Annotated in this window: 24 protein-coding genes; 18 read left to right on the top strand and 6 right to left on the bottom strand. The window is 68.3% G+C overall.

Annotated elements, in window-relative coordinates; translation table 11 throughout:
- Positions 1 to 19 precede the first annotated feature (19 nt).
- The 9 genes from ACM9LZ_RS18135 to ACM9LZ_RS18095 all read left to right on the top strand — a co-directional run bounded on the left by ACM9LZ_RS18135 (position 20) and on the right by ACM9LZ_RS18095 (position 9,861).
- Positions 20 to 442 carry a hypothetical protein gene (locus ACM9LZ_RS18135; protein WP_416620918.1) on the top strand — a complete coding sequence of 141 codons (423 nt, stop codon included), beginning with the start codon at positions 20 to 22 and terminating at the stop codon, positions 440 to 442.
- A 227-nt stretch (positions 443 to 669) separates the two neighbouring features.
- On the top strand, positions 670 to 1,941 hold the full coding sequence (gene aroA, locus ACM9LZ_RS18130; protein WP_416620917.1) for a 3-phosphoshikimate 1-carboxyvinyltransferase: 1,272 nt from the start codon (positions 670 to 672) through the stop codon (positions 1,939 to 1,941).
- 101 nt (positions 1,942 to 2,042) lie between these two features.
- A complete protein-coding gene (mutM, locus tag ACM9LZ_RS18125; protein ID WP_416620916.1) occupies positions 2,043 to 2,885 on the top strand; it encodes a bifunctional DNA-formamidopyrimidine glycosylase/DNA-(apurinic or apyrimidinic site) lyase in 843 nt (280 codons plus the stop codon).
- Positions 2,886 to 2,903: 18 nt separating this feature from the next.
- Positions 2,904 to 3,290, top strand: a complete 387-nt coding sequence (locus tag ACM9LZ_RS18120; RefSeq protein WP_416620915.1) for a hypothetical protein — start codon at positions 2,904 to 2,906, stop codon at positions 3,288 to 3,290.
- Positions 3,291 to 3,539: 249 nt separating this feature from the next.
- Entirely contained in the window at positions 3,540 to 3,803 is a 264-nt protein-coding gene (gene rpsT, locus ACM9LZ_RS18115) for a 30S ribosomal protein S20 (RefSeq protein ID WP_416620914.1), read from the top strand.
- A 676-nt stretch (positions 3,804 to 4,479) separates the two neighbouring features.
- Entirely contained in the window at positions 4,480 to 5,898 is a 1,419-nt protein-coding gene (gene dnaA, locus ACM9LZ_RS18110; RefSeq protein WP_416620913.1) for a chromosomal replication initiator protein DnaA, read from the top strand.
- A gap of 111 nt (positions 5,899 to 6,009) precedes the next feature.
- Positions 6,010 to 6,936 (top strand): substrate-binding periplasmic protein, encoded by a 927-nt coding sequence (locus ACM9LZ_RS18105; RefSeq protein WP_416620912.1) that lies wholly within the window; start codon positions 6,010 to 6,012, stop codon positions 6,934 to 6,936.
- 33 nt (positions 6,937 to 6,969) lie between these two features.
- A complete protein-coding gene (locus tag ACM9LZ_RS18100) occupies positions 6,970 to 8,793 on the top strand; it encodes an HsdM family class I SAM-dependent methyltransferase (RefSeq protein WP_416620911.1) in 1,824 nt (607 codons plus the stop codon).
- Positions 8,794 to 8,796: 3 nt separating this feature from the next.
- On the top strand, positions 8,797 to 9,861 hold the full coding sequence (locus ACM9LZ_RS18095) for a BsuBI/PstI family type II restriction endonuclease (RefSeq protein ID WP_416620910.1): 1,065 nt from the start codon (positions 8,797 to 8,799) through the stop codon (positions 9,859 to 9,861).
- Here ACM9LZ_RS18095 and ACM9LZ_RS18090 read toward each other — a convergent pair whose 3' ends face one another.
- A complete protein-coding gene (locus tag ACM9LZ_RS18090; protein ID WP_416620909.1) occupies positions 9,862 to 10,605 on the bottom strand; it encodes a Crp/Fnr family transcriptional regulator in 744 nt (247 codons plus the stop codon). It abuts the gene before it with no gap.
- A 324-nt stretch (positions 10,606 to 10,929) separates the two neighbouring features.
- Between ACM9LZ_RS18090 and ACM9LZ_RS18085 the strand changes: the two genes are divergently transcribed.
- Positions 10,930 to 11,385: a hypothetical protein gene (locus ACM9LZ_RS18085; protein WP_416620908.1), complete on the top strand. Its 456-nt coding sequence runs from the start codon at positions 10,930 to 10,932 to the stop codon at positions 11,383 to 11,385.
- 89 nt (positions 11,386 to 11,474) lie between these two features.
- Positions 11,475 to 12,680 (top strand): class I SAM-dependent rRNA methyltransferase, encoded by a 1,206-nt coding sequence (locus ACM9LZ_RS18080; RefSeq protein ID WP_416620907.1) that lies wholly within the window; start codon positions 11,475 to 11,477, stop codon positions 12,678 to 12,680.
- Between the two features lie 53 nt (positions 12,681 to 12,733).
- Here the strand turns inward: ACM9LZ_RS18080 and ACM9LZ_RS18075 are convergent, their stop codons facing one another.
- A complete protein-coding gene (locus ACM9LZ_RS18075) occupies positions 12,734 to 13,018 on the bottom strand; it encodes a helix-turn-helix domain-containing protein (protein WP_416620906.1) in 285 nt (94 codons plus the stop codon).
- Between the two features lie 117 nt (positions 13,019 to 13,135).
- Between ACM9LZ_RS18075 and ybaL the strand changes: the two genes are divergently transcribed.
- Positions 13,136 to 14,893: a YbaL family putative K(+) efflux transporter gene (gene ybaL / locus ACM9LZ_RS18070; RefSeq protein ID WP_416620905.1), complete on the top strand. Its 1,758-nt coding sequence runs from the start codon at positions 13,136 to 13,138 to the stop codon at positions 14,891 to 14,893.
- Between the two features lie 48 nt (positions 14,894 to 14,941).
- On the opposite strand, the gene ACM9LZ_RS18065 is transcribed toward ybaL, so the two are convergent.
- From ACM9LZ_RS18065 to ACM9LZ_RS18055, 3 genes are all read right to left on the bottom strand, one after another.
- A complete protein-coding gene (locus ACM9LZ_RS18065) occupies positions 14,942 to 16,180 on the bottom strand; it encodes a metal-dependent hydrolase family protein (protein ID WP_416620904.1) in 1,239 nt (412 codons plus the stop codon).
- A gap of 60 nt (positions 16,181 to 16,240) precedes the next feature.
- The gene (locus ACM9LZ_RS18060) at positions 16,241 to 16,762 is read right to left on the bottom strand and encodes a hypothetical protein (RefSeq protein ID WP_416620903.1); all 522 of its coding nucleotides are present in this window, start codon (positions 16,760 to 16,762) and stop codon (positions 16,241 to 16,243) included.
- 118 nt (positions 16,763 to 16,880) lie between these two features.
- Positions 16,881 to 17,747, bottom strand: a complete 867-nt coding sequence (locus ACM9LZ_RS18055) for a chorismate mutase (RefSeq protein ID WP_416620902.1) — start codon at positions 17,745 to 17,747, stop codon at positions 16,881 to 16,883.
- Positions 17,748 to 18,395: 648 nt separating this feature from the next.
- On the opposite strand from ACM9LZ_RS18055, the gene ACM9LZ_RS18050 reads away from it, so the two are divergent.
- The 6 genes from ACM9LZ_RS18050 (at position 18,396) to ACM9LZ_RS18025 (ending at position 21,562) form a co-directional block, all read left to right on the top strand.
- A complete protein-coding gene (locus ACM9LZ_RS18050; RefSeq protein ID WP_416620901.1) occupies positions 18,396 to 18,536 on the top strand; it encodes a hypothetical protein in 141 nt (46 codons plus the stop codon).
- A gap of 146 nt (positions 18,537 to 18,682) precedes the next feature.
- Positions 18,683 to 18,994 carry a LapA family protein gene (locus ACM9LZ_RS18045; RefSeq protein WP_416620900.1) on the top strand — a complete coding sequence of 104 codons (312 nt, stop codon included), beginning with the start codon at positions 18,683 to 18,685 and terminating at the stop codon, positions 18,992 to 18,994.
- Positions 18,995 to 19,105: 111 nt separating this feature from the next.
- Complete coding sequence (locus tag ACM9LZ_RS18040) at positions 19,106 to 19,591, top strand: MaoC family dehydratase (protein ID WP_416620899.1); 486 nt, start codon at positions 19,106 to 19,108, stop codon at positions 19,589 to 19,591.
- A 79-nt stretch (positions 19,592 to 19,670) separates the two neighbouring features.
- Positions 19,671 to 20,315, top strand: coding sequence for a uracil phosphoribosyltransferase (gene upp / locus ACM9LZ_RS18035; protein ID WP_416620898.1), 645 nt, complete (start codon positions 19,671 to 19,673; stop codon positions 20,313 to 20,315).
- Positions 20,316 to 20,421: 106 nt separating this feature from the next.
- A complete protein-coding gene (locus ACM9LZ_RS18030; RefSeq protein ID WP_416620897.1) occupies positions 20,422 to 20,595 on the top strand; it encodes a hypothetical protein in 174 nt (57 codons plus the stop codon).
- Between the two features lie 40 nt (positions 20,596 to 20,635).
- The gene (locus ACM9LZ_RS18025; RefSeq protein ID WP_416620896.1) at positions 20,636 to 21,562 is read left to right on the top strand and encodes a DNA glycosylase AlkZ-like family protein; all 927 of its coding nucleotides are present in this window, start codon (positions 20,636 to 20,638) and stop codon (positions 21,560 to 21,562) included.
- Positions 21,563 to 21,583: 21 nt separating this feature from the next.
- Here the strand turns inward: ACM9LZ_RS18025 and ACM9LZ_RS18020 are convergent, their stop codons facing one another.
- Complete coding sequence (locus tag ACM9LZ_RS18020) at positions 21,584 to 22,063, bottom strand: Lrp/AsnC family transcriptional regulator (protein WP_416620895.1); 480 nt, start codon at positions 22,061 to 22,063, stop codon at positions 21,584 to 21,586.
- Positions 22,064 to 22,165: the final 102 nt, after the last annotated feature.

The raw sequence follows: 22,165 nt of genomic DNA, 5'->3' as shown, positions 1-22,165 counted from the left end.
AGCAGAGGGAGTGATCCCCATGTCCGCAAGCCTGCAGGGTCTTGCCCTGGTCATCCAGTCCGGCGGCTTCGACCGGGTGCATTACGCCCTGGTCATGGCCGCCGCCGCCGTGGCCACCGACCGGCCCGTCACCCTGTTCTTCACGGGCCGCGCCCTGCCGTCGCTGCTGGCCGGGGACGGCTGGAAGCGGCTGGACTTTTCCGATGATGGCACCAGCCCGGAGGCGCGTGACGCCACCCTGGCGCATCGTGGCGTCGGCACGTTCGATGAATTGCTGACGGCCTGTGCCGAACTGGGCGCCCGCTTCCTGGCCTGCGAGATGGGCTGGCGCGCGCTGGGCATCCGCGAACCCCGCCTGCGCCCTGACCTGGCGGTGGAGACGACAGGCATGGTCACCCTGCTGGGCGGGGTACGGCCGGGGGACCAACTGGTCTTCATCTGACGACCGGGCCAAATGCAAGACGCCCTGCGGGCGGCGACACTGTCCCCACGTCCCGCCCTGCGGGCGGCGACACTGTCCCCACGTCCCGCCCTGCGGGCGGCGACACTGTCCCCACGTCCCGCCCTGCGGGCGGCACATTCCGCCCCTGTGGCAAAACCGGTTTCCCCACCGGCTGCCGGCACGATAGGGTCGCACCCGGTTTTCCGGTTGCGGCAGGGGTGGGGGATATGGTGACGGCAACGGATGTGACGGCATTGACAATCGTGCCGCCGGCCCATCCGCTGGTCGGGCGCGTCGTGCCCCCGGGGTCGAAATCCATCACCAACCGCGCCCTGCTGGTCGCGGCCCTGGCAAGCGGCACCAGCCGCCTGACCGGCGCGCTGAAAAGCGACGACACAAGCCACATGGCCAATGCCCTGCGGCAGATGGGCGTGACGATCGCGGAACCGGATGCCACCAGCTTCGTCGTGACCGGCACGGGCCGCCTGACGGCGCCAGAGGGGCCGCTGTTCCTGGGCAATGCCGGCACGGCCACCCGTTTCCTGACGGCCGCCGTGGCCAGCGTGGAGGGCACGGTCGTCGTGGATGGCGACACGCACATGCGCAAGCGGCCCATCGCACCGCTTGTAACCGCGCTGACGGCACTGGGGGTGGATCTGGTGGCGCCGACGGGGTGCCCCCCCGTCACGGTGCGTGGCACGGGTGCGCTGCCCGGCGGGCGGGTGGAGATCGATGCCGGCCTGTCCAGCCAGTATGTCAGCGCCATCCTGATGGCGGCGGCCTGTTCCACCGGACCCGTCGATATCGCCCTGACGGGGGCGGAGATCGGGGCCCGTGGCTATATCGACCTGACGCTGGCCACCATGCGGGCCTTTGGCGCCGATGTGGAACAGGTGGATGCCGGCACCTGGCGGGTGCGGCCCACGGGATACCGCGCCGCCGATTACGTGATCGAACCCGATGCGTCGGCCGCCACCTATCTGTGGGCGGCGGCGGTGCTGACGGGCGGGAATATCGACCTGGGCGTGCCGGCCGATGCCTTCACCCAGCCTGATGCCTGCGCGCGCGACGTGATCGCGCGCTTCCCCGACATGCCGGCCGTCATCGACGGCGCGCAGATGCAGGACGCCGTGCCGACGCTGGCCGTGCTGGCCGCCTTCAACAACAATCCCGTCCGGTTCGTGGGCATTTCCAACCTGCGGGTGAAGGAATGCGACCGCATCCGGGCGCTGTCGACCGAACTGGCGAAGATCCGCCCCGGCCTGGCGCGGGAGGAGGGGGACGACCTGATCGTGGCGGCCGATCCGGCGCTGGCCGGACAGGACCTGCCCGCCGATATCCATACCTATGCCGATCATCGCATCGCCATGTCCTTCGCGCTGGCCGGCCTGAAGATCCGTGGCATCACCATCCTGGACCCCGGTTGCGTGGCCAAGACCTATCCCGGCTACTGGGACGCGCTGCGGTCGCTGGGCGTGGAACTGAGCCTGCGTGGCTGATCCAGCCGCTCGGGGTTGCACCCCGGTGCCATGGCATGTGCGCGCCGGGGCGGGCCTGTGCTATCACCGGTGTCCCGTTCCACCTGGAGCCCCGTGCCACCATGCCCGAATTGCCCGAGGTTGAAACCGTCCGCCGCGGCCTCGCCATGAAGCTGGAGGGGCGGCGGCTGGTGCGGGTGGACCAGCACCGGCCCGACCTGCGCTTTCCGCTGCCTGCGGATTTCGCCCGGCGCCTGACGGGGCGACAGGTCCTGTCGCTCGACCGGCGCGCCAAATACATCCTGATCCGCGTGGAAGGCGGGCTGGTCTGGATGATCCATCTGGGCATGTCGGGCAGCATGGTGGTGAAGCCCGGCCCGGCCGCCGCCCCGGCGGCGCACGACCATCTGGTCTTCCACACCGATGATGGCTGGGTCGTCACCTATAACGATATCCGGCGTTTCGGCTTCATGGACCTGTTCGACGAAACGGGGATGGAGGCGCACCCCATGCTGTCCGCCCTGGGGCCGGAACCGCTGGGCAACGGCTTCCATGCCGCGGGCCTGTCGGCGCGGCTGGCAGGCCGGGCCGGGCCCATCAAATCATTGCTGCTGGACCAGAAGGTGGTGGCAGGGCTGGGCAACATCTATGTCTGCGAGGCGTTGTACCGGGCCGGCATCGACCCGACGCGCACGGGCGCCAGCGTGGCCGGTGCCGATGCCGAACGGCTGGTGCCCATCATCCGCGACGTGCTGAACGAGGCCATCGCCGCCGGCGGATCGAGCTTGCGCGATTTCGTGCAGTCCGACGGCGAACTGGGCTATTTCCAGCACAGCTTCCAGGTCTATGGCCGGGAGGGGGAGGGTTGCGGCCGGTGCGACTGCGATGTCGGGGTCACCGGCGGCGTGGCCCGCATCACCCAGGCCGGGCGGTCCACTTTTTTCTGTGCGCGGCGGCAGCGGTAAGGTATCCAGTTGGATACCATGACGCACCTGATCCGGGGGCCGCGCGCCCTGCTTTCCGCCGTGCTGTTCATCTTTGCCTGCGGGCTGGCGCCCGTCCCGGCCCTGGCCGCTTTCGTGCCGGGGACAGAGGATGTGCCCCTGGCGCCGGGCCTGGTCGCCGCACCCGACGATGCGCTGGTCTTCGACAATCCGACCGGCCGCATCGTGCAATCCACCGCCACGGGCCAGGCCGGCATCGACGCCGTCACCCGCTTTTATGCCGAAACCCTGCCCCAGCTTGGCTGGACACGCGGGGCCGATGGCCGCTGGACCCGCCAGGCCGAGGTGCTGGATATCGCCATCCAGCCCCAGGGCGGGCGCCTGACCGTGCGCTTCCAACTGTCCCCGCGCGACCCCGCCCCCTGATGCAACCCGGTCCGATCAACGGGTGGGGTGGTCAAATGAAGCGGGCAACAATATAGATTGTTTTACTGGCCGGCTTCTGATGCGCATGCGCCGTGGACTCCGGTTCGACTCGGGGTGCCGCCGGCTGCTGCTTGCCAGACAAGCAAGTTTCGTATGGTGGCTTTGCGGGCGCCGGCTTGACGAGGGCGTGGGCCGCCTGTATAAGCGCCGCTTCCTACGGCACTTCCATGTCCCGCGTAAAGGTTACCCATGGCCAATCATAAGTCCGCTGAGAAGCGCATCCGTCAGACCGCCACCCGGACTGAGATCAACCGCGCCCGCGTCAGCCGCATCCGCACCTTCCTGAAGAAGGTTGAGACCGCCATCGCGTCCGGCGACAAGTCCGCCGCTGCCGAGGCCTTCAAGCAGGCCCAGCCCGAGATGATGCGCGGCGCCTCCAAGGGCGTGCTGCATGCCAACACCGTCTCGCGCAAGCTGTCGCGCCTGTCGGGCCGTATCAAGGCCCTGGGCTGATCCTTGTCGCCGTAGAGAGACCCGCGCGGTGCGCTTCGCCCGCGCGGTTTTCTTTGTCGGCATGCAGGGTTCGGTATCAAGGGGCGAGGCCATGCAGACCCGCGCCGAAATCGTGACGGCCGGCTGAAGCCGGAGCGAACGAATTTTGCTTTTTTCGGCGTTCCCCTTTCAGTCCCGTTGCGACTCTGCCCCCACCCCTCTAGCATCCCTGCTCCGCCGGTTCGCGCGGGTAATGGAAGCAATGCAGACGGGTGCATGACGCCTTTGGATAGCAATCCAGTCAGGCATCACTGGTAATCGACCCGTAATCACGGTTCAATGCCGGTTCCCGCCAGTGTGCGGCCATTTCTTGAAATTCGCCTATACGAAGGGGGTATTCCACTTGGTGGCTCCCGTCGTTATGGTTTTTTATTTCCGCCACCGTCCAGATTACCCGCCAAACAGGGTGAACCGAACATAAGGATGGGGCAAGGTGCCGGATGATCGGTGCCAGAGGGGAACTGGGAGCTGATTGTCGGGTGACGCCGGGTGGGCGGCATCGGCAGGGGACCGTCGGGAACGGTGCCGGCCTGATGCCTGTTCGCAGGGTGATGCCTATTCTATTATGGATGGCCGTTCCGCCGGCTTTGTACGGCGGGCGTCCATGTTGGGCCTTGGGGCGGGGAGCAACGGACGAATGTCGGTGCAGGGTTCGCTGGATCAACAGTGGGCGCGGGTGCGGGGCCGGTTGAAGGACGAGGTGGGGGAAACCGCCTACCGTTCCTGGCTGAAGCCGCTGACCGTCGGCTCCCTGGATGGCGGACAGCTTCGCATCCTGGTGCCGACGCGCTTCATGCGCGACTGGATCCGCACCCATTATGCCGACCGTATCCGCGTGTTGTTCGCCAACGAGAATCCGGGCGTCCAGTCGGTGGACATCGTGGTGGCCAGTGCCGCCCGGTCCGAACCGGCGCCCGCCGTCGCCGCCAACGATGCGCCCCTGCCCCCCGCCGCGCCGGCCCCGGAACCCGTGACCGAGCTGGTGATCGAGCCGGTGGCCACGCTGACCGTGACGGAAGACCGCACCGACGAGATGTCGGCCCCGCTGGATCCGCGCTTCACCTTCGAGAATTTCGTGGTGGGCAAGCCGAACGAGCTTGCCTTTGCCGCCGCCCGTCGCGTGGCCGATGCGCAGGCGGTGCCCTTCAACCCGCTGTTCCTTTACGGTGGCGTGGGGCTGGGCAAGACGCACCTGATGCATGCCATCGCCTGGGCCATCCGCAAGAAGGACCCGGCACGCCGTGTGATCTATCTCTCGGCCGAAAAATTCATGTACCAGTTCATCCGGGCGCTGCGCTTCAAGGACACGATGGCCTTCAAGGAGCAGTTCCGCTCGGTCGACGTGCTGATGATCGATGATGTGCAGTTCATCTCCGGCAAGGACAGCACGCAGGAGGAGTTCTTCCACACCTTCAACGCCCTGGTGGATCAGAACCGCCAGGTCATCATCAGCGCCGACAAGAGCCCGTCGGACCTGGAGGGCATGGAGGAACGGCTTCGCTCGCGCCTGGGCTGGGGCCTGGTGGCCGATATCCACCCCACCACCTATGAGCTGCGTCTGGGCATCCTGGGCCAGAAGGCCGACCGGATCGGGGCCAAGGTGCCGCCGAAGGTCCTGGAATTCCTGGCCCACAAGATCACCAGCAATGTGCGTGAGCTGGAAGGGGCGCTGAACCGCATCGTCGCCCATGCCGAACTGGTGGGGCGTGCCATCACGCTGGAATCGGCGCAGGACGTGCTGCACGACCTGCTGCGCGCCAGCAACCGGCGCGTGACGATCGAGGAGATTCAGAAGAAGGTCGCCGAGCATTTCAATATCCGCCTGGCGGATATGAGCAGCGCGCGCCGCGCCCGCGCGGTCGCCCGGCCGCGGCAGGTGGCCATGTATCTGGCCAAGCAGCTGACCCAGCGCTCCCTGCCGGAGATCGGGCGGAAGTTCGGTGACCGCGACCACACCACCGTCATGCATGCCGTGCGCAAGGTGGACGAACTGTGCGGCACGGACCCGGCCTTCGCCGAGGATGTCGAACTGCTGCGCCGCATGCTGGAAGGCTGACCGGCAGCCGTTCTGCCACCCGCGGTGCCGCCGCCAATTCCCTTGCCAACCCTGCGGGGCGGTGCTTCCCTTTTTCAAGGCACTGGGCTGAAAATACCAGGAGAGCGGAAGATGCGGGGACCCTTGTCCCGCTGGCTTGGGTCCCGCTGGCTGGCCATGCTGCTGGCCGTGTTCCTGCCGGCATTGCAGGCCGGGGCGGAGGAGGGCAGGGCCGCAGGGCCGGCCGTCGTGCGCGTCTCCGATTGGCGCGCCCCGGGGGAGGAGCAGCGGCCCGACTATTTCCACGACCTGTTCCGCCGCCTGATGGCGGAGACCGCGGCCGAACATGGCCCCGTGCGTATCGAACCCGTGCGGGACCGGCTGTCCCAGACCCGGCTTCTGGCGGAAGTGCGGGCCGGGCGCATTGATGTCACCTGGAGTGCCACGAGCAGCAGCCGGGAACGGGCGATACGGCCCGTGCGCATCCCCATCGACATGGGATTGATCGGCCAGCGCGTGCCTGTCATCCGGGCAGACCGGGCCGCGGATTTCGCCCGTGTCCACACGCTGGAGGATTTGCAGCGCTTCACGGCCTGCCAGGGCGCGCAATGGCCCGACGCCGACATTCTGGCGGCCGCCGGGCTACCGCAGGTGACCAATGTGCATTTCGACCAGCTTTACGCCATGCTGCGGGCCGGCCGCTGCGATTATTTCGCGCGCGGCGTGGCAGAGGTGGCGGGCGAGGTTGCCATCTGGGGCGGGAAAGACCTGCTGGTCTTTGATCGGCTGGTCATCGCCTATCCGATGCCCGTCTATTTCTTCGTTGCGCCGGGGCGTGAAGAACTGGCGCGGCGGCTGGAACAGGGGCTGCGGTCCATGCTGGCCAGCGGTGCGCTGCGCGATATGCTGTCCACCCATCCGTCCACGCGCGGTGCCTTCCCGCTGGAACGGTTCAACGAGGCCGTGGTGATCCGCCTGCCCAACCCGACCCTGCCGCCGGAGACGCCGCTGGGGGAGGCCGGGCTATGGCTGGGCGTGGGCAAGCAGGGGGCGTCCTGAACGCGCTTGCGTCGGGGCGGACCCTGAACGATCATGGAACATTGCCTTCACCCGAACCCGTTCCGCCCCGCCTTGCCCCGTCCCGTTCCCCCGCCGCCGACGGCCTCGCCGGCCCGCCCCGCCGCCCCCGATTCGGGGGCGTTGCTGTTGGCTGCCGTGACGGCATTGTCGGCCCAGCACGGGCGGCAGGGCGCGGCGCTGGTGCAGATGGTGGTGCGCGCCTGGTGGCAGGCGCTGGACACGGGCCTGGACCTGGCGCCGCCGCCGGCCCTGCGCGGGGCGGTGGCGCTGGATGCGGGGGTGGCGGCGGTCGCCCGCGATTATGCCACCGTCCTGGCCCCCCTGCCTGTCGCCCTGGTCGCCGACCGCATCGGGGCCCTGCATGCCGGCCTGATGCCGGCGGAGGAACGGGCGCGCGCCGGCGTCTATTACACCCCGCCGGCCCTGGCGGACCGGCTGGTCGATCTGGCCGCAGCGGGCAAGGTGGACTGGACGACCGCCCGCGTGCTGGACCCCGCGGCCGGCTGCGGCGCCTTTCTGGTGCCCGTCGCCCTGCGCATGGCGGCGGCGCTGAAGGGGGTGGAGCCGGCCATCGCCGCCCGGTCCATCGCCACGCGCCTGCGCGGGCTGGAACTGGACCCCATGGCGGCCTGGATTTCCGGGGTGATGGTGGAGGCGGCGCTGCTGCCCCTGCTGCGTGGCACGGGCCAGCGCCTGTCCCCCTGTCTGGCGGCGGATGCGCTGGCTGTACCGGAACGGGCCGAATTCGACCTGGTGATCGGCAACCCGCCCTATGGCCGGCTGACGCTGGAGCCGGCATTGCGCGCCCGGTTCGCGCGCAGCCTTTACGGCCATGCCAATCTCTATGGCCTGTTCATGGATCTGGCCGTGCGCCTGGCCGCACCGGGCGGGCTGATCGCGTTCCTCACCCCCTCCTCCTTCCTGGCGGGGGACTATTTCAAGCATCTGCGCCGCACCCTGACCGAACTGGCCCCGCCCGTGTCGCTGGATTTCGTCGATGAGCGCCGGGGCGTGTTCGACAATGTGCTGCAGGAGACGGTGCTGGCCACCTATCGCCGGGCCGGCGGTCGCCGCCGGCGGCCGCCCCGCGCCCTGGTCAACATGATCCGGGCCGGCGGGGGCGGGGGGGGACTGTCCATCCGGCCGGCCGGGTCCTTCACCCTGCCGGCGGAACCGACGGCCCCCTGGATATTGCCGCGCCATGCGGGGGAATCCGGGCTGGCGACGCGGCTGCGCACGCTGGACAGCCGGCTGGCCGATTGGGGCTATCGCGTGGCCACGGGCCCCCTGGTCTGGAACCGTTACAAGCCGCAGATATCGGACCGGGCCGGCCGCGGTGCCGTGCCCCTTGTCTGGGCGGAAAGCGTCACGCCGGATGGCCGCTTCGCCTATCGCTGTGAAAAGGCCAACCACAAGCCCTGGTTCCACCCGGCCCCGTCCGGGGATGAATGGCTGCTGGTCCGCCGGCCCTGCGTGCTTTTGCAGCGCACGACGGCCAAGGAGCAGGCGCGCCGCCTGATCGCGGCCGAAATGCCCGCCAGCTTCCTGAAACCGTACCCGCGCGGGGTCGCGGTCGAAAACCATCTCAACATGCTGTTGCCCACGGGCGACGGGGTGCCGCCGGTCAGTCCGGCTGTGCTGGCGGCCTTCCTGAACAGCCGGGCGGCCGACCGCGCGTTCCGCTGCCTGTCCGGTTCCGTCGCCGTCTCCGCCTATGAGCTGGAGGCCCTGCCCCTGCCCCATCCCGCCATGCTGAAGGAACTGGCGGCGCTGGTGGCGGCGGGTGCGCCGCGCGACCCGCTGGACCAGGCGGCCGACCGGCTTTACGGGCTTTGAGGCATGGATGTTCTGCCGCCCCTGCTGGACCGGGCGGAGGTGGCCCGCCGCCTGCGCCAGATATTTCCCGACGGCACGCCGGAACGCGACAAATGCATCCGTGACGCCGCCGCGGCGACCGTCGCCGCCTTTCTCTATGTCGGGGCGGTGGAAGGGACCGATATCTGGCTGAACCCCGTGCATGTGGTGCGCCTGGGCGATACGCGCATGCTGTTTTCGGCCGATCCCTTATCGCGTGCCGACTATGCCCGCGCGCCCAAGGCCAGCGGCGAACGCTGGTACCAGGACAATAGCCGCGAGCAGGTCCGCGACGAGGTGATCCGCCAGGGCCTGATCCCCAACGGTGCCGTTATCGAGCGGCAGGGCGTGCCCACCACTTCTTCCAAGCCGCGTTATGCGCTGACGGCGGAATTCGCGGCCCTGTTCGATCCGGGGCTGCGCGATGCGGCCCTGGCCGCCGCGGCGCGGGCCTGGGCCGATGCCACGCTGAACCCCATGGCGCTGGCCCGCATCGTCAGCCTGCGCGGCTCGGGCGATCGCGACGGGGCCGACGTGCTGGTACGCTTCCCCAACGGGGAGACGCGGCTGCTGGCGCCGGGCCCCAGCAGCCGCATCGCGCGCGCCGTGGTGGAGGATTTCGCCCCCCGCTTCCTGGCCGATCCCGTGGTGCTCTGGCTGTCGGAAAGTGCCGCGAAGGTCGCCGCGCGGGACGAGGGCTGGATCCGGCGCCTGCGCCTGCGCATCACGCCGGACCGCACCCTGCCCGACATCATCCTGCTGGACCGCGGCCGCAGTGCGGCCGACCTGATGCTGGTCTTCGTGGAGGTGGTGGCCACCGATGGCCCCGTGACGGAACAGCGGGCCCGCGCCTTTCTGGAGATCGCGGCGGAGGGCGGGTTCGATCCGTCCCGCGTCGCCTGCATCACGGCCTTCCTGGACCGCGACCGGCCGGAGGTGAAGAAGGCGATGCCGTCCCTGGCCTGGGGCGGGCATGCCTGGTTCGCGTCCGAGCCCGACCGGTTGCTGCGCCTGTTGCCGGCACCGGGCCGGCTGGCGGGCATGGGCTGATCAGGCGCCCTCGGCCAGTTCCTGCAGGCTCTCGATGTCGTTCAGGCGGACCTTGCCGCCTTCCAGCAGCGAGATGGCGCGGCTGGTCTTCAACTGTGTGAAGGTGCGGCTGACCGTTTCCGTGGTCAGGCCCAGATAATCGGCGATGTCCGACCGGCTCATCGGCACATGCACGGGGTTTTCCTTGTAGCCGCGGCGCCGGGCGCGCTCCGACAGCATCAGCAGGAAGGAGGCGATGCGCTCCCTGGCATTCTTGCGGCCCAGCAGCAGCATCTGGTCCTGTGCCGCGGCCAGCTCGCTGGACGCCATGGCGAACAGGCGGCGCTGCATCTTGGGATAATCCTCCAGCAGCGATTCCAGCCGGCGACGGGGGAAACGGCACAAGGTGGCCTGCGTCACCGACTCGGCCGAATAGGCATAGGTGTCGTTGATGGACAGGCCCAGGAAATCGCCGGGCAGAAGGAAGCCCGTGATCTGCCGCCGGCCGTCGGGCAGCAGCTTGTAGAGCTTCATGGTGCCGGCGGTGACGTTGAACAGCGCATCGGCGCAGTCGCCTTCCCCGAACAAGGTGTGGCCCGCCTCCACCTTGACCGACACCAGGATGTCGGCCAGGCGTTTCAATTCGTCGGCTTCCAGCGCGGAACAGACGGACATGCTGCGTACGGGGCAGACATTGCAGGGGGAGACGTCCACCTTCGCCGCAATCGCGCCGTCGCGCGTGCACGCATGTTCCGCCAATGCCATGTCAGGCCCCCCGATTAAGCATCACCTCCGGGATATCATCCCCGGCACAGCATGCGCCCAAAGAACATGTCCCCGCAACACAGCTTGATGCGCGAGTATGTGCCCTTCTTGTTCGCCAGCCAATCGAAGGATTTCATAATGATTGGCTGATGAACATATATCCGAAGGACTAGGCGCATCGTGGCGACGGCGCCTTGATCCATATCAAGGCGGGGGCGCGGCATTATCGGTTACCCGTTGCAAGCCGCCGTCATAAACCCCGCCGGCGGGACCGTTCAAGCAGACAGAGACATCGCCGTGCTTATATCGCCGGAACGGGTGACCATGTCCGACCGTTTTTCCGTCAAGCCGCTGGACCGCCGCCGGGTCGACCAGGCCTGGCCCCTCGTGCAGACAGGCAGGGCCGCGCACGACCGGGATGCCTGGCGTACCTATGCGGGAACGCTTCTGGCCCTGGCCGACAGCGGCCTGCGCACCGTGGAGGGCGACCATGGCTATATCCATGGCATCTATGCCTTCCAGGCGCTGCCCAGCCCCAAGCATGGCAAGGTGCTGCAGGTGGACATGTTCCTGGCGCTGGACCTGATCGAGCCGGAGGCCGCCATCGACCTGCTGCTGAACGACATGGATTCGGTGGCGGCCGATCTGGGCTGCGGGGCCGTGCATCTGCACCTGCCCCAGCGCGAAGGCATCGGAGCCAGCGTGTCCATGGCCCTGGCCCGCGCCCTGGACCATGGCCATTACCGCGAGGATCTGCGCCTGTGCCGGCCGCTGGTCTGACCGGCATGGCCGCCGCTTGAGCCAGGGGAGGTGCGGCGGTATTTTCCGCGCCACCTTGTAAAGCTCTGCCCGCCGGGACCGCCCAGACCATGTCCGATGCCACCAAACCCGCCGCCCTGCCCGTGATCCGCATCCAGGCCGGGCGGCACAAGCGTGCCCAGCACGGCCATCCCTGGGTCTATTCCAACGAAGTGGACATGGACAAGGCGGCGAAGGCGCTGCCGGCCGGGTCGGTGGTGCGTGTCACCGATGCCGGCGGGGCCACCCTGGGCATCGCCACCTTCAACCCGCATACGCTGATCGCCGCGCGCTTCCTGTCCCGCGACCCGGCGGCGGTGATCGATACCGGCTTCTTCGTGCGCCGCATCCGCCGCGCCCTGGAAATCCGCGAGCGGCTGTTCGATCGCCCCTATTACCGGCTGGTCCATGCCGAAAGCGACGGGCTGCCGTCGCTGATCATCGACCGGTACGGCGACGTGGTGGTGGTGCAGGCCAACAATGTGGCCATGGACCGCCGTATCCCCATGATTCTGGCCGCACTGGACGAGGTGTTGAACCCACGCGCCGTCGTGCTGCGCAATGACAGCACCGCCCGGTCCTATGAAGGGCTGGAGGAAGAGGTGCGGGTGGCCAAGGGCAGCGTCGACGGGTTGATCCCGGTGGAGGAGAACGGTGCCACCTTCTTCGCCGACCTGTCGGCCGGGCAGAAGACGGGCTGGTTCTTCGACCAGCGCGACAACCGCGCCTTCATCGCCGACCTGTGCCGGGGCAAATCGACGGTCGACTTCTACACCTATGCCGGCGGGTTCGGGGTGCTGGCCGCCCGGCGCGGGGCCAGCGAGGTCACGCTGGTCGACCGGTCCGCCCTCTCATTGTCCATCGCCATGAAGGCGGCAGAGGCCAATGGCGTGGCCGACCGGGTGACGGCGCAGAAGGGTGACGCCTTCAACCTGATGGACCAGTGGGTGGCCGAGGGGCGCACCTTCGACGTGGTGATCGCCGATCCGCCGGCCTTCGTGAAGTCGCGCAAGGATCTGGCCGTGGGCAGCCGCGCCTATCGCCGCATGACGAAGGCCGCGGCAAGGCTGGTGGCGCCCGGCGGCATGCTGCTGGTGGCAAGCTGCTCGCACAACATGGAACCGCCCCTGTTCCATCAGGAGGTGGCGCGCGGCCTGGGAGAGGCGGGCCGCCAGGGCCGCATCCTGCGCTTTGCCGGGGCCGGTCCCGACCATCCCGTCCATCCGCTGCTGCCGGAAACGCAGTACCTGAAGGCCATGGTGTTCGCGCTGGATTGACACGCGCCGACGAAGGCGCGTGTCGGGGAAAAGTTGATGCGGGTAAATCTTCGTTAAAACTTTTCAACCGATATTGGGGGGGAGCCGGCGTGTGGACCGGTGGCACGGAACCGCACGCCTTCCCCCTGTCCCTGGTCGGCGGACAGGGGTTCGACCCCCTGGTCGGCAAGGGTCTGCAGCAGCAGCGCAATGCTGCCGCGGTGGGGGTCGTGGCGCCCCGACTCGAAATCGCGCACCGTGCTGCGCGACAGGCCGGAAGCCTGCGCCAACTGTTCCTGGCTCCAGTCCAGAAGCCCGCGTGCCGCCCGGCATTGCGCCGGAGAAAGTTCATGAGGCACCGGTTGTAATCCCGATTATCTCAACCATATTGGGCGATATTGTATTAAAAGGTTGAAAGGTCAAGGGCGGGGGCGCCGGAACCGCACCGTTGGCCCGGATGAAAGGTAGTCTCGACAATGCATGACGTGCCCCTGATCACCATGATCGTGACGGCCCTGGCACTGGCCTTCATTTTCGGTGCCCTTGCCCAGAAGCTGAAGATTTCACCGCTGGTGGGCTACCTGGTGGCGGGGGTCGTGATCGGGCCGGGCACGCCGGGCTATGTCGCCGACATGAACATCGCACCGCAACTGGCGGAGATCGGCGTCATCCTGCTGATGTTCGGCGTGGGCCTGCATTTTTCGGTCAAGGATCTGATGTCGGTGAAGGGCATCGCCATCCCCGGCGCCATCGGACAGATCGGTCTGGCGACGCTGATGGGCATGGGCCTGTCCTGGGCGCTGGGCTGGACAATGGGGGCGGGTCTGGTGTTCGGCCTGGCACTGTCGGTGGCGTCGACCGTGGTGCTGCTGCGCGCGCTGCAGGAACGGCGTCTGGTGGAAAGCAAGCGGGGCCGCATCGCCATCGGCTGGCTGATCGTGGAAGACCTGGCCATGGTGCTGGCCCTGGTGCTGCTGCCGGCCCTGGCCGGCCTGCTGGGTGACCAGGCCGGGGCGCCGGGAACGGACGGGGTCGCGGCTGCCCGCCTGTCCGGCAGCGACCTGCTGACCGTCATCGCCATCACCCTGGCCAAGGTCGCGGCCTTCGTGGTCCTGATGCTGGTGGTCGGCAAGCGGGTTATTCCCTGGATCCTGCACGAGATCGCGCATAGCGGCTCGCGGGAGCTGTTCCGGCTGGCCGTGCTGGCCATCGCCCTTGGGGTGGCCTATGGCGCCTCCGTCCTGTTCGGGGTGTCGTTCGCGCTGGGCGCCTTCTTTGCGGGCATGGTGCTGTCCGGGTCGCCGCTCAGCCATCGCGCGGCGGAGGAATCGCTGCCGCTGCGCGACGCCTTCGCGGTGCTGTTCTTCGTGTCGGTCGGCATGATGTTCGATCCGGCGATCATCCTGGAACGGCCGCTGTCCGTGCTGGCCACGGTGCTGATCATCGTGGTGGGCAAGTCGATTGCGGCCTACATGATCGTGCTGGCCTTCGGCCATCCGCGCAGCACGGCGCTGACCATTTCCGCCAGCCTGGCGCAGATCGGCGAATTCTCCTTCATCCTGGCGGCGCTGGGCGTGTCGCTGGGCCTGTTGCCGACGGAAGGGCAGGATCTGGTGCTGGTCGGTGCCATCCTGTCGATCCTGTTGAACCCGGTCATGTTCACGCTGATCGACAAGTTCGGCCACCGGCTGGAACCGGGCGGCGATCTGGCGGCCCCGGTGCCGGTGGAGGCGACGCGCGAGCCCATCGCCCCCACCAGCCTGACCAACCATGCCATCATCATCGGCCATGGGCGGGTCGGCAGCCTGATTTCCGCCCATCTGCGCGACCAGGGCATCCCCTATCTGGTGGTGGAGGACAACCAGAAGCGGGTCGATGCCCTGCGCGAGGACGGGGTGGAGGTTCTGCAGGGCAATGCGGTGCTGCCGGAGATGCTGCAGGCCGTCAATATCGGCGGCGCCCGTCTGATGTTCATCGCCATCCCCGGCTCGTTCGAGGCGGGGCAGATCATCCGGCAGACGCGGCTGGCCAATTCCAGCCTGCGGATCATCGCCCGCGCCCATGCCGACGAGGAGGTGACCTATCTGACCCAGAACGGCGCCAGCGTCGTGGTCATGGGCGAGCGGGAGACGGCGCGCGGCATGATCGCCGAGGGGCTGGCCGAGCCGCCGGCCGACGAAGCGCCGGCGGGCCCCGCCCCCATCAATCCGGCCCCCCTGCCATCGCCCGCGTGACGGCAGTCGCTGCCGGGTGCCGCCCCCCGGCGCATGTGCAGGGCCGCTTCAGAAGCCGGCGGCCGACGCCACCGTGAAGGCGGGCGGCGGCGGGGTCTGCCGCCGGGGCACGGGCACGCCATCCTTCCACAAGGACAGATGCCGGGCGGCGTCGGCCGCGGCCTGGATGTCGGCGACGGGGTCGCCCGGCACCAGCAGCAGGTCGGCGGCGGCCCCGGCCACGATCCGCCCGCGATGGGGGAAGTCCAGCAGGTCGGCGGCCACGCTGGTGCCCGCCTTCAGGGCGGCCAGCGGGTCCATGCCCAGGGTCACCATGTGACCCAGTTCCCGGGCATTCTCCCCATGGTGGTTGCCGGGCGTGCCGGCATCGGTTCCCATGGCGACCACGCCGCCGGCCGCCACGAAACGCCCGAAACTGTCGAAATGCATGGCACCGAACCGTTCGGCCTTGTCCCGCACGAAGGCAGGCAGCCGGTCCTTCATCTCCAGCAGCGCCATCATGGCCGACAGGGTGGGGACCAGCCGCACCCCCTGATCGATCATGATGGCGATCTGTGCATCGGTCAGTTCGAACCCGTGTTCGATACTGTCTACCCCGGCCGCCACGGCCCGCGCGATGCCGCGGGCGCCCTGTGCATGGGCCGTCACCTTCAGGCCGAAATCATGGGCCATGCCCACGGCGGCGGCCATTTCGGCCTGCGCGGGATGCGGCGCCATCGGATCGACGCCGCCCGTCAGCACGCCGCCCGTGGCGATCAGCTTGATGCAGTCGGCCCCGTGCTTCACGTTGGCGCGCACGGCGCGCAGCCAGTCGGTTTCCCCGTCGCATTCAAAGCCCAGCCAGGCCCCGTGACCGCCCGTGATGGTCAGCACCTTGCCGGCACAGCGCATGGCGGGACCCTGGTGCCGGCCGGCGCGGATGGCGTCGCGCACGGCGATTTCAAGCCATTCCACCCCGCCCAGGTCGCGCATGGCGGTCACGCCGCCAGCCAGGGTCGCCTGGGCATTTTCCAGCAGGCGCAGCGTCAGGTCGCCCATCGGGCGTTGGCGCAGGGTCGTGACCACATCCCCCGTGGCTTCCAGGGCCAGATGCACATGCGCATCCACCAGCCCCGGCATCAGCGTAGCCCCCGTCGTGTCGTGCCGGGGGCCGGCATAACCGGCGAAATCCGCCAAGGGCGACACCGAGGCGATCCGCCCGTCGGAAACCAGCACGCCCAGCCCGTCGCGCGGGGCCGACAGCCCGTCGAAGACGCGGCCGCCGGAGAAGAGGAGCTGATCGGACATGACGGGTACCCTGCCGTTATGGATGGACGGCCGGCACTGTAGCGGCAAACGGACCCGAAATCACGGACCGGGGACCACCAGCGCCGTCACCCGGTCGACGGGGGAGGCGGCGATCATCAGCACATGCCGCCCGGCTGCCAGGGGAAAATCGACGATCTTGCGGATGCCTGTGCAGGCCGGCCCATGGCCATGCGCGACGGAGGCGATGGAGGCCCCGTCCCGCACGATATCGACCCAGGCGGCACTGCCCAGCGCCACGCGATAGGTGCCGGCCCGCGCGATATCCAGCGTGAGCAGGCCGGCATGGCTTTCCGGCTTGCCGTCCCGGCCGGGTGTCACGGGGAAGTCCACGGTGCCGGACGGGCGCAGTGCCAGTTCCACGGCGGTGCCGATCATGACGGCCGGGGCATCGGCCACGGTCACCGCTGCCGGCAGGCCGCCCTGCGCCGGCGCCGTCCAGGCTGCCAGTTCCGGCGGGGGCGGCACGGTCCCGCCCGCGCAATCCGCCGCTTCCCCGGCGGCCAGCGGGGGAGAAGCCAGGATGGTGACGGCCAGTGAAAGGCCCCGCAACATATGGCGCAAGATCCGTCCTCCCTCATCGATATATCTGCATGGATATAACGATATCCGGACGATAAAATCCAGGCTCAACCGCCATCGGGGCAGGCGAGGGGCAGGGAGGGGGAACGGGTGTGGCCGGTCAGGCCTTTGGCAGCATCACGGGCGTGGCATAGGCGCCGATGGGCAGCACATGGGACGCCGCCTCGCCCAGGCGCTGCCGGACGGTGGTCAGGCGGGGATCGTCGCCCGCGACGAAGCTCTCCACCTCCACCAGATGCACCGATCCGCCGCCGTTGGGCTGGTGATGGGTGCGGAACTGCAAGGTGGTAAAGCCCGCGGCCTCCAGCACGTCCTTCAACCGGCCGCGGCTGACATCCTGGGGCACTTCCAGGGCCAGCAGGGTCCGGTCGTCGCCCGTTTCCTCCATCGGGACGGCGGCCAGCACCAGGGCATCGCCGCCTTCGCGGCCGACACTCTGCCCGGTCGTGCGCAGGAAGGGCAGGCGGGCGACGACACGCGGCGTCTTGCCGTCGGGCGACAGGATGAAACGCCACCAGGGGTCGTTATCATCCTCTTCCGGCCAGGGCACGACGGCGAGCGTCGCGGTGCCGTCGGAGACGGCACGCAGCGCCGACATAGGGGTGTTCACGGCAATCGCCGGCGTGGTGCTGCCGAAATGGTCGCGGGCATTGTCCCACAGGGCGCCGCGCTCCTCGTTCGGGCAGACGACGGCCATGGCCAGTGGCCCCTGGATGCGGGTCAGGGCGGCGATCATTTCCCGCCACATGCGCACGATGGCGTTCACCGGGAAGGCACCGCCATGGCGGGCAACCAGGTTGCGCACGATCTCCGCCTCGCGGGCGGGGCGGATGAAGGGGCGGCCGGGCGGCTTTACCTTGGCCACCTCCTCCACCACCTGTGCGCGACGCATCAGCAACTGATGGATGGTGGAATCGATCTCGTCGATCTCGCGGCGCAAATCGTCCAGGGTGGGTTTCGCAGGCATGGAGGGCCGGGCATGGTCCTTTAAGGGGCGGATAGTATTAGGCGGGATGACCACCCGAAATCAAAGGAAACATTGCCGCGCGGCGCCCGCCCGCACCCGGCCCGGCACCTCGGGCCCGGTACGGGCGGGCCGTCCGGGTTCCCGGTCACGCGCGCCTTGGGCGGATTTTCCAAACGCCGCCCCCAAAGGGGCGGGCCCGGACGATCTGTAACCCTGCTGAGGGCCGCCCGGCCCTGCGCCGGTGCGATATCGTGGCTGAGCAGCCCCTTCGTGCGCCGGCCGCGCACATCGCCTGGCGGATCGGGGATGATGGTGTGCCGCCCGGCGCCCGGCCGCATCGGTGGCCCGGCATGGGCCTGTGCGGGTCTGCCATGCGTGTCCGGGGGGCAGAGGGTGTGGCTGGCTCCACCTTGCATTGCTGCGGTGCGGCTAAGGAAATTTCGTATAGTCCATACAGAAGGTTATAAATGAACTTTTCCCCTTGTTCGCCATCCGGAATGGATGCACAGTTTTTTTACGGTTCGGTGGCGATCGGATGACAAACAGCCCCCCAGCGCATTCCCCATCCGGATTGTCGCCGGACCGGCCCTTTTCCTTGGACCCCGCGCGTTCCCTTCGGGGGCGCGCCCTGTAATGGGAGGCCGTGACGTGATCCAACCCAAACGCGCCTATGCCGAAATGGCCGGCAATCTGCGTCAGGCGCGTCAGCGCCTGGAAAGGCTGGAATATGTATCGACGGCCCTGATGGGATTGTCGCTGGCCCTGCTTGTGGGGGCGGCGATGATGTGAGGGCGGGCGGTCTCTCCGTGCCGCCCGCCCGATTGCCCTGTTCCGCGTATTTTCTGCTAACCTGTACGGCCCCGGCATCGTCCGGGGCCGTTTCTTATTCCATATCCTTGATCAGTCCTGCCATTCGAAGAACGGGAAGTGAAGCCGTGCGATACCTGTCCTGGATCCTGACCCTGCCGCTGACGGCCGTGGCCATTTCGTTCGCCGTCAGCAACATGATGCCGGTGCAGCTTGGCCTGTGGCCTTTCGTCGGCACGGTGGAGGTGCCGGCCTTCGCGCTGGTCCTGGTCACGCTGGTTGTTGGCTTCCTGGCGGGGGGGATCACGGTCTGGTTCGGCCAGCACGGCCACCGCAAGGCCGGGCGACAGCATCAGGCCCGCGCCGACCGCCTGCAAAAGGAACTGGACGCGCTGCGCGCCACGACCGGCAGCGTTCCGCCGGCCGCCAGCCTGCGCTGAACGGGCGTCGGCCCCGGCAATGCCTCGGGCGGTTGCCATCCGGCCGTCCTGCACGCACAATGCCCTGGAACAAGTGTTTGAATTTCGGTTTCTTCCGGGGAGGGGAAAGGCATGGACGAGGCGGCCGGTCGCGCGACGCTGACATTGGCGGAATATCAGGCGGCCCTGGGCACGGAAATGGGGGTGTCGGACTGGCTGGTGGTGGATCAGGGCATGATCGACCGGTTCGCCGACCTGACGGGTGACCACCAGTTCATCCATGTCGATCCGGTGCGGGCCGCGGGCACGCCGCTGGGCGGCACGGTGGCGCATGGTTTCCTGACCCTGTCGCTGCTGGGCCATTTGGGCCAGCAGATGGTGAAGCCCCTGGCCGGGGCCGCCATGATGCTGAATTACGGCTTCGACCGGCTGCGCTTCCTGGCGCCGGTCCGCAGTGGCCGGCGGATTCGCGGCCGGCTTTCCCTGCTGGGCATGGAAATGAAGGGGCCGGGCCAGTATCTGGTCCGCTATGGCGTGACGGTGGAACTGGAAGGGTCGGAAAAACCGGCGCTGGCCGCCGAATGGCTGGTCCTGATGGTGACGGGGCCGGCGGGGTAGGGCTTGCGGGGGGCTGGCTTCCGTCCCCCTGTCGCCGCTATCCTGCGCGGGCGCGAGATTTCTGCCAGGAAAGCGGCCCATGACCAGCGATTTTCCCAACCTGTCCGTCCTGAACCATCCGCTGATCCAGCACAAGCTGTCGATGATGCGGGACAGGACGCGGTCGACCATGGGGTTCCGGCAGTTGCTGCGCGAGATCGCCCTGCTGATGGGGTACGAGATCACGCGCGACCTGCCCCTGACCACCGAGCGGATCGAAACCCCGCTCTGCCCCATGGACGCCCCCGTGATCGAAGGCCGGAAGCTGGCCGTGGTGCCCATCCTGCGCGCCGGGCTGGTGATGGCCGAAGGGTTGCTGGAACTGGTGCCGGCGGCGCGGGAAGGGCATATCGGCCTTTACCGCGATCATGAAACCAAACGCCCCGTGGAATATCTGGTGAAGCTGCCCGACCCGGCCGGGCGCCTGTTCATCCTGGTCGATCCCATGCTGGCCACGGGCCATTCGGCCGTGCATGCCGTGGATGTGCTGAACCGTCACGGGGTGGATGACAGTCAGATCCGCTTCATGGCCCTGGTCTCCGCCCCGGAAGGGGTGCGCACCTTCCACGCCGCGCATCCCGACGTGCCCGTCTTCACCGCCGCCCTGGACAGCCACCTGAACGAGAATGCCTATATCGTGCCGGGCCTGGGCGATGCGGGCGACCGGCTGTTCGGAACCAAATAGGGAACCACCAGCGGGATTCGGCCCGCGAATCGATGTTCGCCTATTGTTCCGGGCGTCCGTGTCCGGCATGCTGCCGCTTCGGTTCCACCGGACAAGATGCGTATCCATGCCGCCCATCACCATGGCCCAGGCCCTGGCCTTCCGCCTGGACCGCCAGCACCTGACCCGGCCCGCCCCCGACGCGCTGGCCGCGGCGCACAGCCTGATCGGGGCGCAGGCACAGGTACAGTCGGCGGCCCTGCTGCAATTGCGGGCGCGGGCCGACGGGGGGGGCCGATGATGCGGCCATCGGCCGGGCGCTGTTCACCGACCGGACCCTGGTGAAGCTGTGGGCCCACCGGTCCACCCTGCACCTGATGCCGGCCGCGGACCTGCCCATGCTGCTGGGCGTGCGCCGGCAGCAGGTGGCCGGGTATCACAGTTGGTACGCCAAGGAGGGGTTGAGCCGGGAGCAGGTGGATATCCTGGTCGGTGCGGTCGTGGAACAGCTTGTCCAGGGGCCGCACAGCCGCATGGACCTGTCGCGCCGGCTGGTGCCGCGGCTGGGCGAATGGGCGCGGCCCATGCTGGAACATAGCTGGGGCGGCATCATCAAGCTGGCCTGCGCACTGGGCCACGTCTGTCACGGCCCGGCGGAAAAGGAACAGGGCGACGGCGCGCGCGAGGCACTGTTCGTCGGCCTGGATCATTGGCTGGGCCAGCCCCTGCCGCCGGTCGACGGGCGGCAGGCCATGGCCGATCTTCTGCGGCGATACCTTGCCGTGTTCGGCCCCGCCACGCGCGCGGATTTCCGCAAGTTCGCCGGCGGCTATGCCGAACCGGTGCATAACGCCTTTGCCGACCTGGCCGGGGAGATGGCGGTGATCGACCTGGATGGCAAGCCCGCCCATATCCTGTCCCGCGATCTGGACGCGCTGGCCGGGGCGGCACCGGCGCCCGGCCAGATCAACGTGCTGGGCCTGTTCGACCCCTATCTGCTGGCCCATAATGATACGCGGCAATATCTGGATGACCGGTTCCGGCCGGCCGTTTATCGCACGGCCGGCTGGATCAGCCCGGTCATCCTGCGCCAGGGCCGCGTGGTTGCCACCTGGACGCACCGGCGCGTGGCAGGACCCAAGGGGTGCGGCGCCTGGGAGGTGACGGTATCCCCCCTGGAAAGGGTCTATCGCAAGGAACTGCCGGCCATCACGCGCGGCCTTCGCCGCCTGTCGGGCGGGCTGCCCGTCACCGTCACCGGGGTCTGATGCAAGGGGCCATGCCCCCCATCAGGCCGCCACGCCGGGCAAGGGCAGTTCCGTCGTCTCCTTCACGGTGGAGACGGCGATCATGCTGTTGATCTCGCGCACGCCCGGCAGCTTGGACAGTTTTTCGAAGAACAGCGCCTCATAGGCTTCGATATCGCGCGTCACGATGCGCAGCAGGAAATCCACCTGCCCCATCAGCACGAAACATTCCTGCACTTCCGGGATGCGGCGGATCCGCTCGCGGAAATCATCCAGCAGGTCGCCGCTATGCGCCTCCAGCTTCACATGGCTGAAGATCAGCACGTTCAGCCCGATGGCCTTGCGGTTCAGCAGGGCCACGCGGCGGGTGATCACCTCCTCCTGCTCCAGCCGCTGGATGCGGCGCCAGCAGGGGCTCTGGCTCAACCCCACCTTCTCCGCCACCTGGGCGGCGGTGGCGGAACCGTCCTTTTGCAGGCAATCAAGAATGCGCCAATCCAAGGCATCCAGGGGCTTCTGCATTTTTCTTCTCCTGAAATCACATATCAAGCATTGATCATGCGCAGACTATGATGGGCGGGCCAAACTTGCAAAGAAATGCCCCGGTCTTTGCCCTATTGTCCG

Origin of the sequence: Niveispirillum fermenti (assembly GCF_048066175.1) — a bacterium.
GTDB classification, from domain to species: Bacteria; Pseudomonadota; Alphaproteobacteria; order Azospirillales; family Azospirillaceae; genus Niveispirillum; species Niveispirillum fermenti.
This window is presented reverse-complemented; position numbering and strand designations above follow the sequence as displayed.

What these genes read in the sequence shown, in the direction of transcription:
- ACM9LZ_RS18135 (WP_416620918.1), top strand. Translation starts at nt 20, where the DNA reads ATGTCCGCAAGCCTGCAGGGTCTTGCCCTGGTCATCCAGTCCGGCGGC.
- ACM9LZ_RS18020 (WP_416620895.1), bottom strand. Translation starts at nt 22,063, where the DNA reads ATGCAGAAGCCCCTGGATGCCTTGGATTGGCGCATTCTTGATTGCCTG.
- ACM9LZ_RS18030 (WP_416620897.1), top strand. Translation starts at nt 20,422, where the DNA reads ATGCCGCCCATCACCATGGCCCAGGCCCTGGCCTTCCGCCTGGACCGC.
- mutM (WP_416620916.1), top strand. Translation starts at nt 2,043, where the DNA reads ATGCCCGAATTGCCCGAGGTTGAAACCGTCCGCCGCGGCCTCGCCATG.
- ybaL (WP_416620905.1), top strand. Translation starts at nt 13,136, where the DNA reads ATGCATGACGTGCCCCTGATCACCATGATCGTGACGGCCCTGGCACTG.
- ACM9LZ_RS18040 (WP_416620899.1), top strand. Translation starts at nt 19,106, where the DNA reads ATGGACGAGGCGGCCGGTCGCGCGACGCTGACATTGGCGGAATATCAG.
- ACM9LZ_RS18120 (WP_416620915.1), top strand. Translation starts at nt 2,904, where the DNA reads ATGACGCACCTGATCCGGGGGCCGCGCGCCCTGCTTTCCGCCGTGCTG.
- rpsT (WP_416620914.1), top strand. Translation starts at nt 3,540, where the DNA reads ATGGCCAATCATAAGTCCGCTGAGAAGCGCATCCGTCAGACCGCCACC.
- aroA (WP_416620917.1), top strand. Translation starts at nt 670, where the DNA reads ATGGTGACGGCAACGGATGTGACGGCATTGACAATCGTGCCGCCGGCC.
- ACM9LZ_RS18055 (WP_416620902.1), bottom strand. Translation starts at nt 17,747, where the DNA reads ATGCCTGCGAAACCCACCCTGGACGATTTGCGCCGCGAGATCGACGAG.
- ACM9LZ_RS18100 (WP_416620911.1), top strand. Translation starts at nt 6,970, where the DNA reads ATGGAACATTGCCTTCACCCGAACCCGTTCCGCCCCGCCTTGCCCCGT.
- ACM9LZ_RS18105 (WP_416620912.1), top strand. Translation starts at nt 6,010, where the DNA reads ATGCGGGGACCCTTGTCCCGCTGGCTTGGGTCCCGCTGGCTGGCCATG.
- ACM9LZ_RS18090 (WP_416620909.1), bottom strand. Translation starts at nt 10,605, where the DNA reads ATGGCATTGGCGGAACATGCGTGCACGCGCGACGGCGCGATTGCGGCG.
- ACM9LZ_RS18085 (WP_416620908.1), top strand. Translation starts at nt 10,930, where the DNA reads ATGTCCGACCGTTTTTCCGTCAAGCCGCTGGACCGCCGCCGGGTCGAC.
- dnaA (WP_416620913.1), top strand. Translation starts at nt 4,480, where the DNA reads ATGTCGGTGCAGGGTTCGCTGGATCAACAGTGGGCGCGGGTGCGGGGC.
- ACM9LZ_RS18080 (WP_416620907.1), top strand. Translation starts at nt 11,475, where the DNA reads ATGTCCGATGCCACCAAACCCGCCGCCCTGCCCGTGATCCGCATCCAG.
- ACM9LZ_RS18095 (WP_416620910.1), top strand. Translation starts at nt 8,797, where the DNA reads ATGGATGTTCTGCCGCCCCTGCTGGACCGGGCGGAGGTGGCCCGCCGC.
- upp (WP_416620898.1), top strand. Translation starts at nt 19,671, where the DNA reads ATGACCAGCGATTTTCCCAACCTGTCCGTCCTGAACCATCCGCTGATC.
- ACM9LZ_RS18065 (WP_416620904.1), bottom strand. Translation starts at nt 16,180, where the DNA reads ATGTCCGATCAGCTCCTCTTCTCCGGCGGCCGCGTCTTCGACGGGCTG.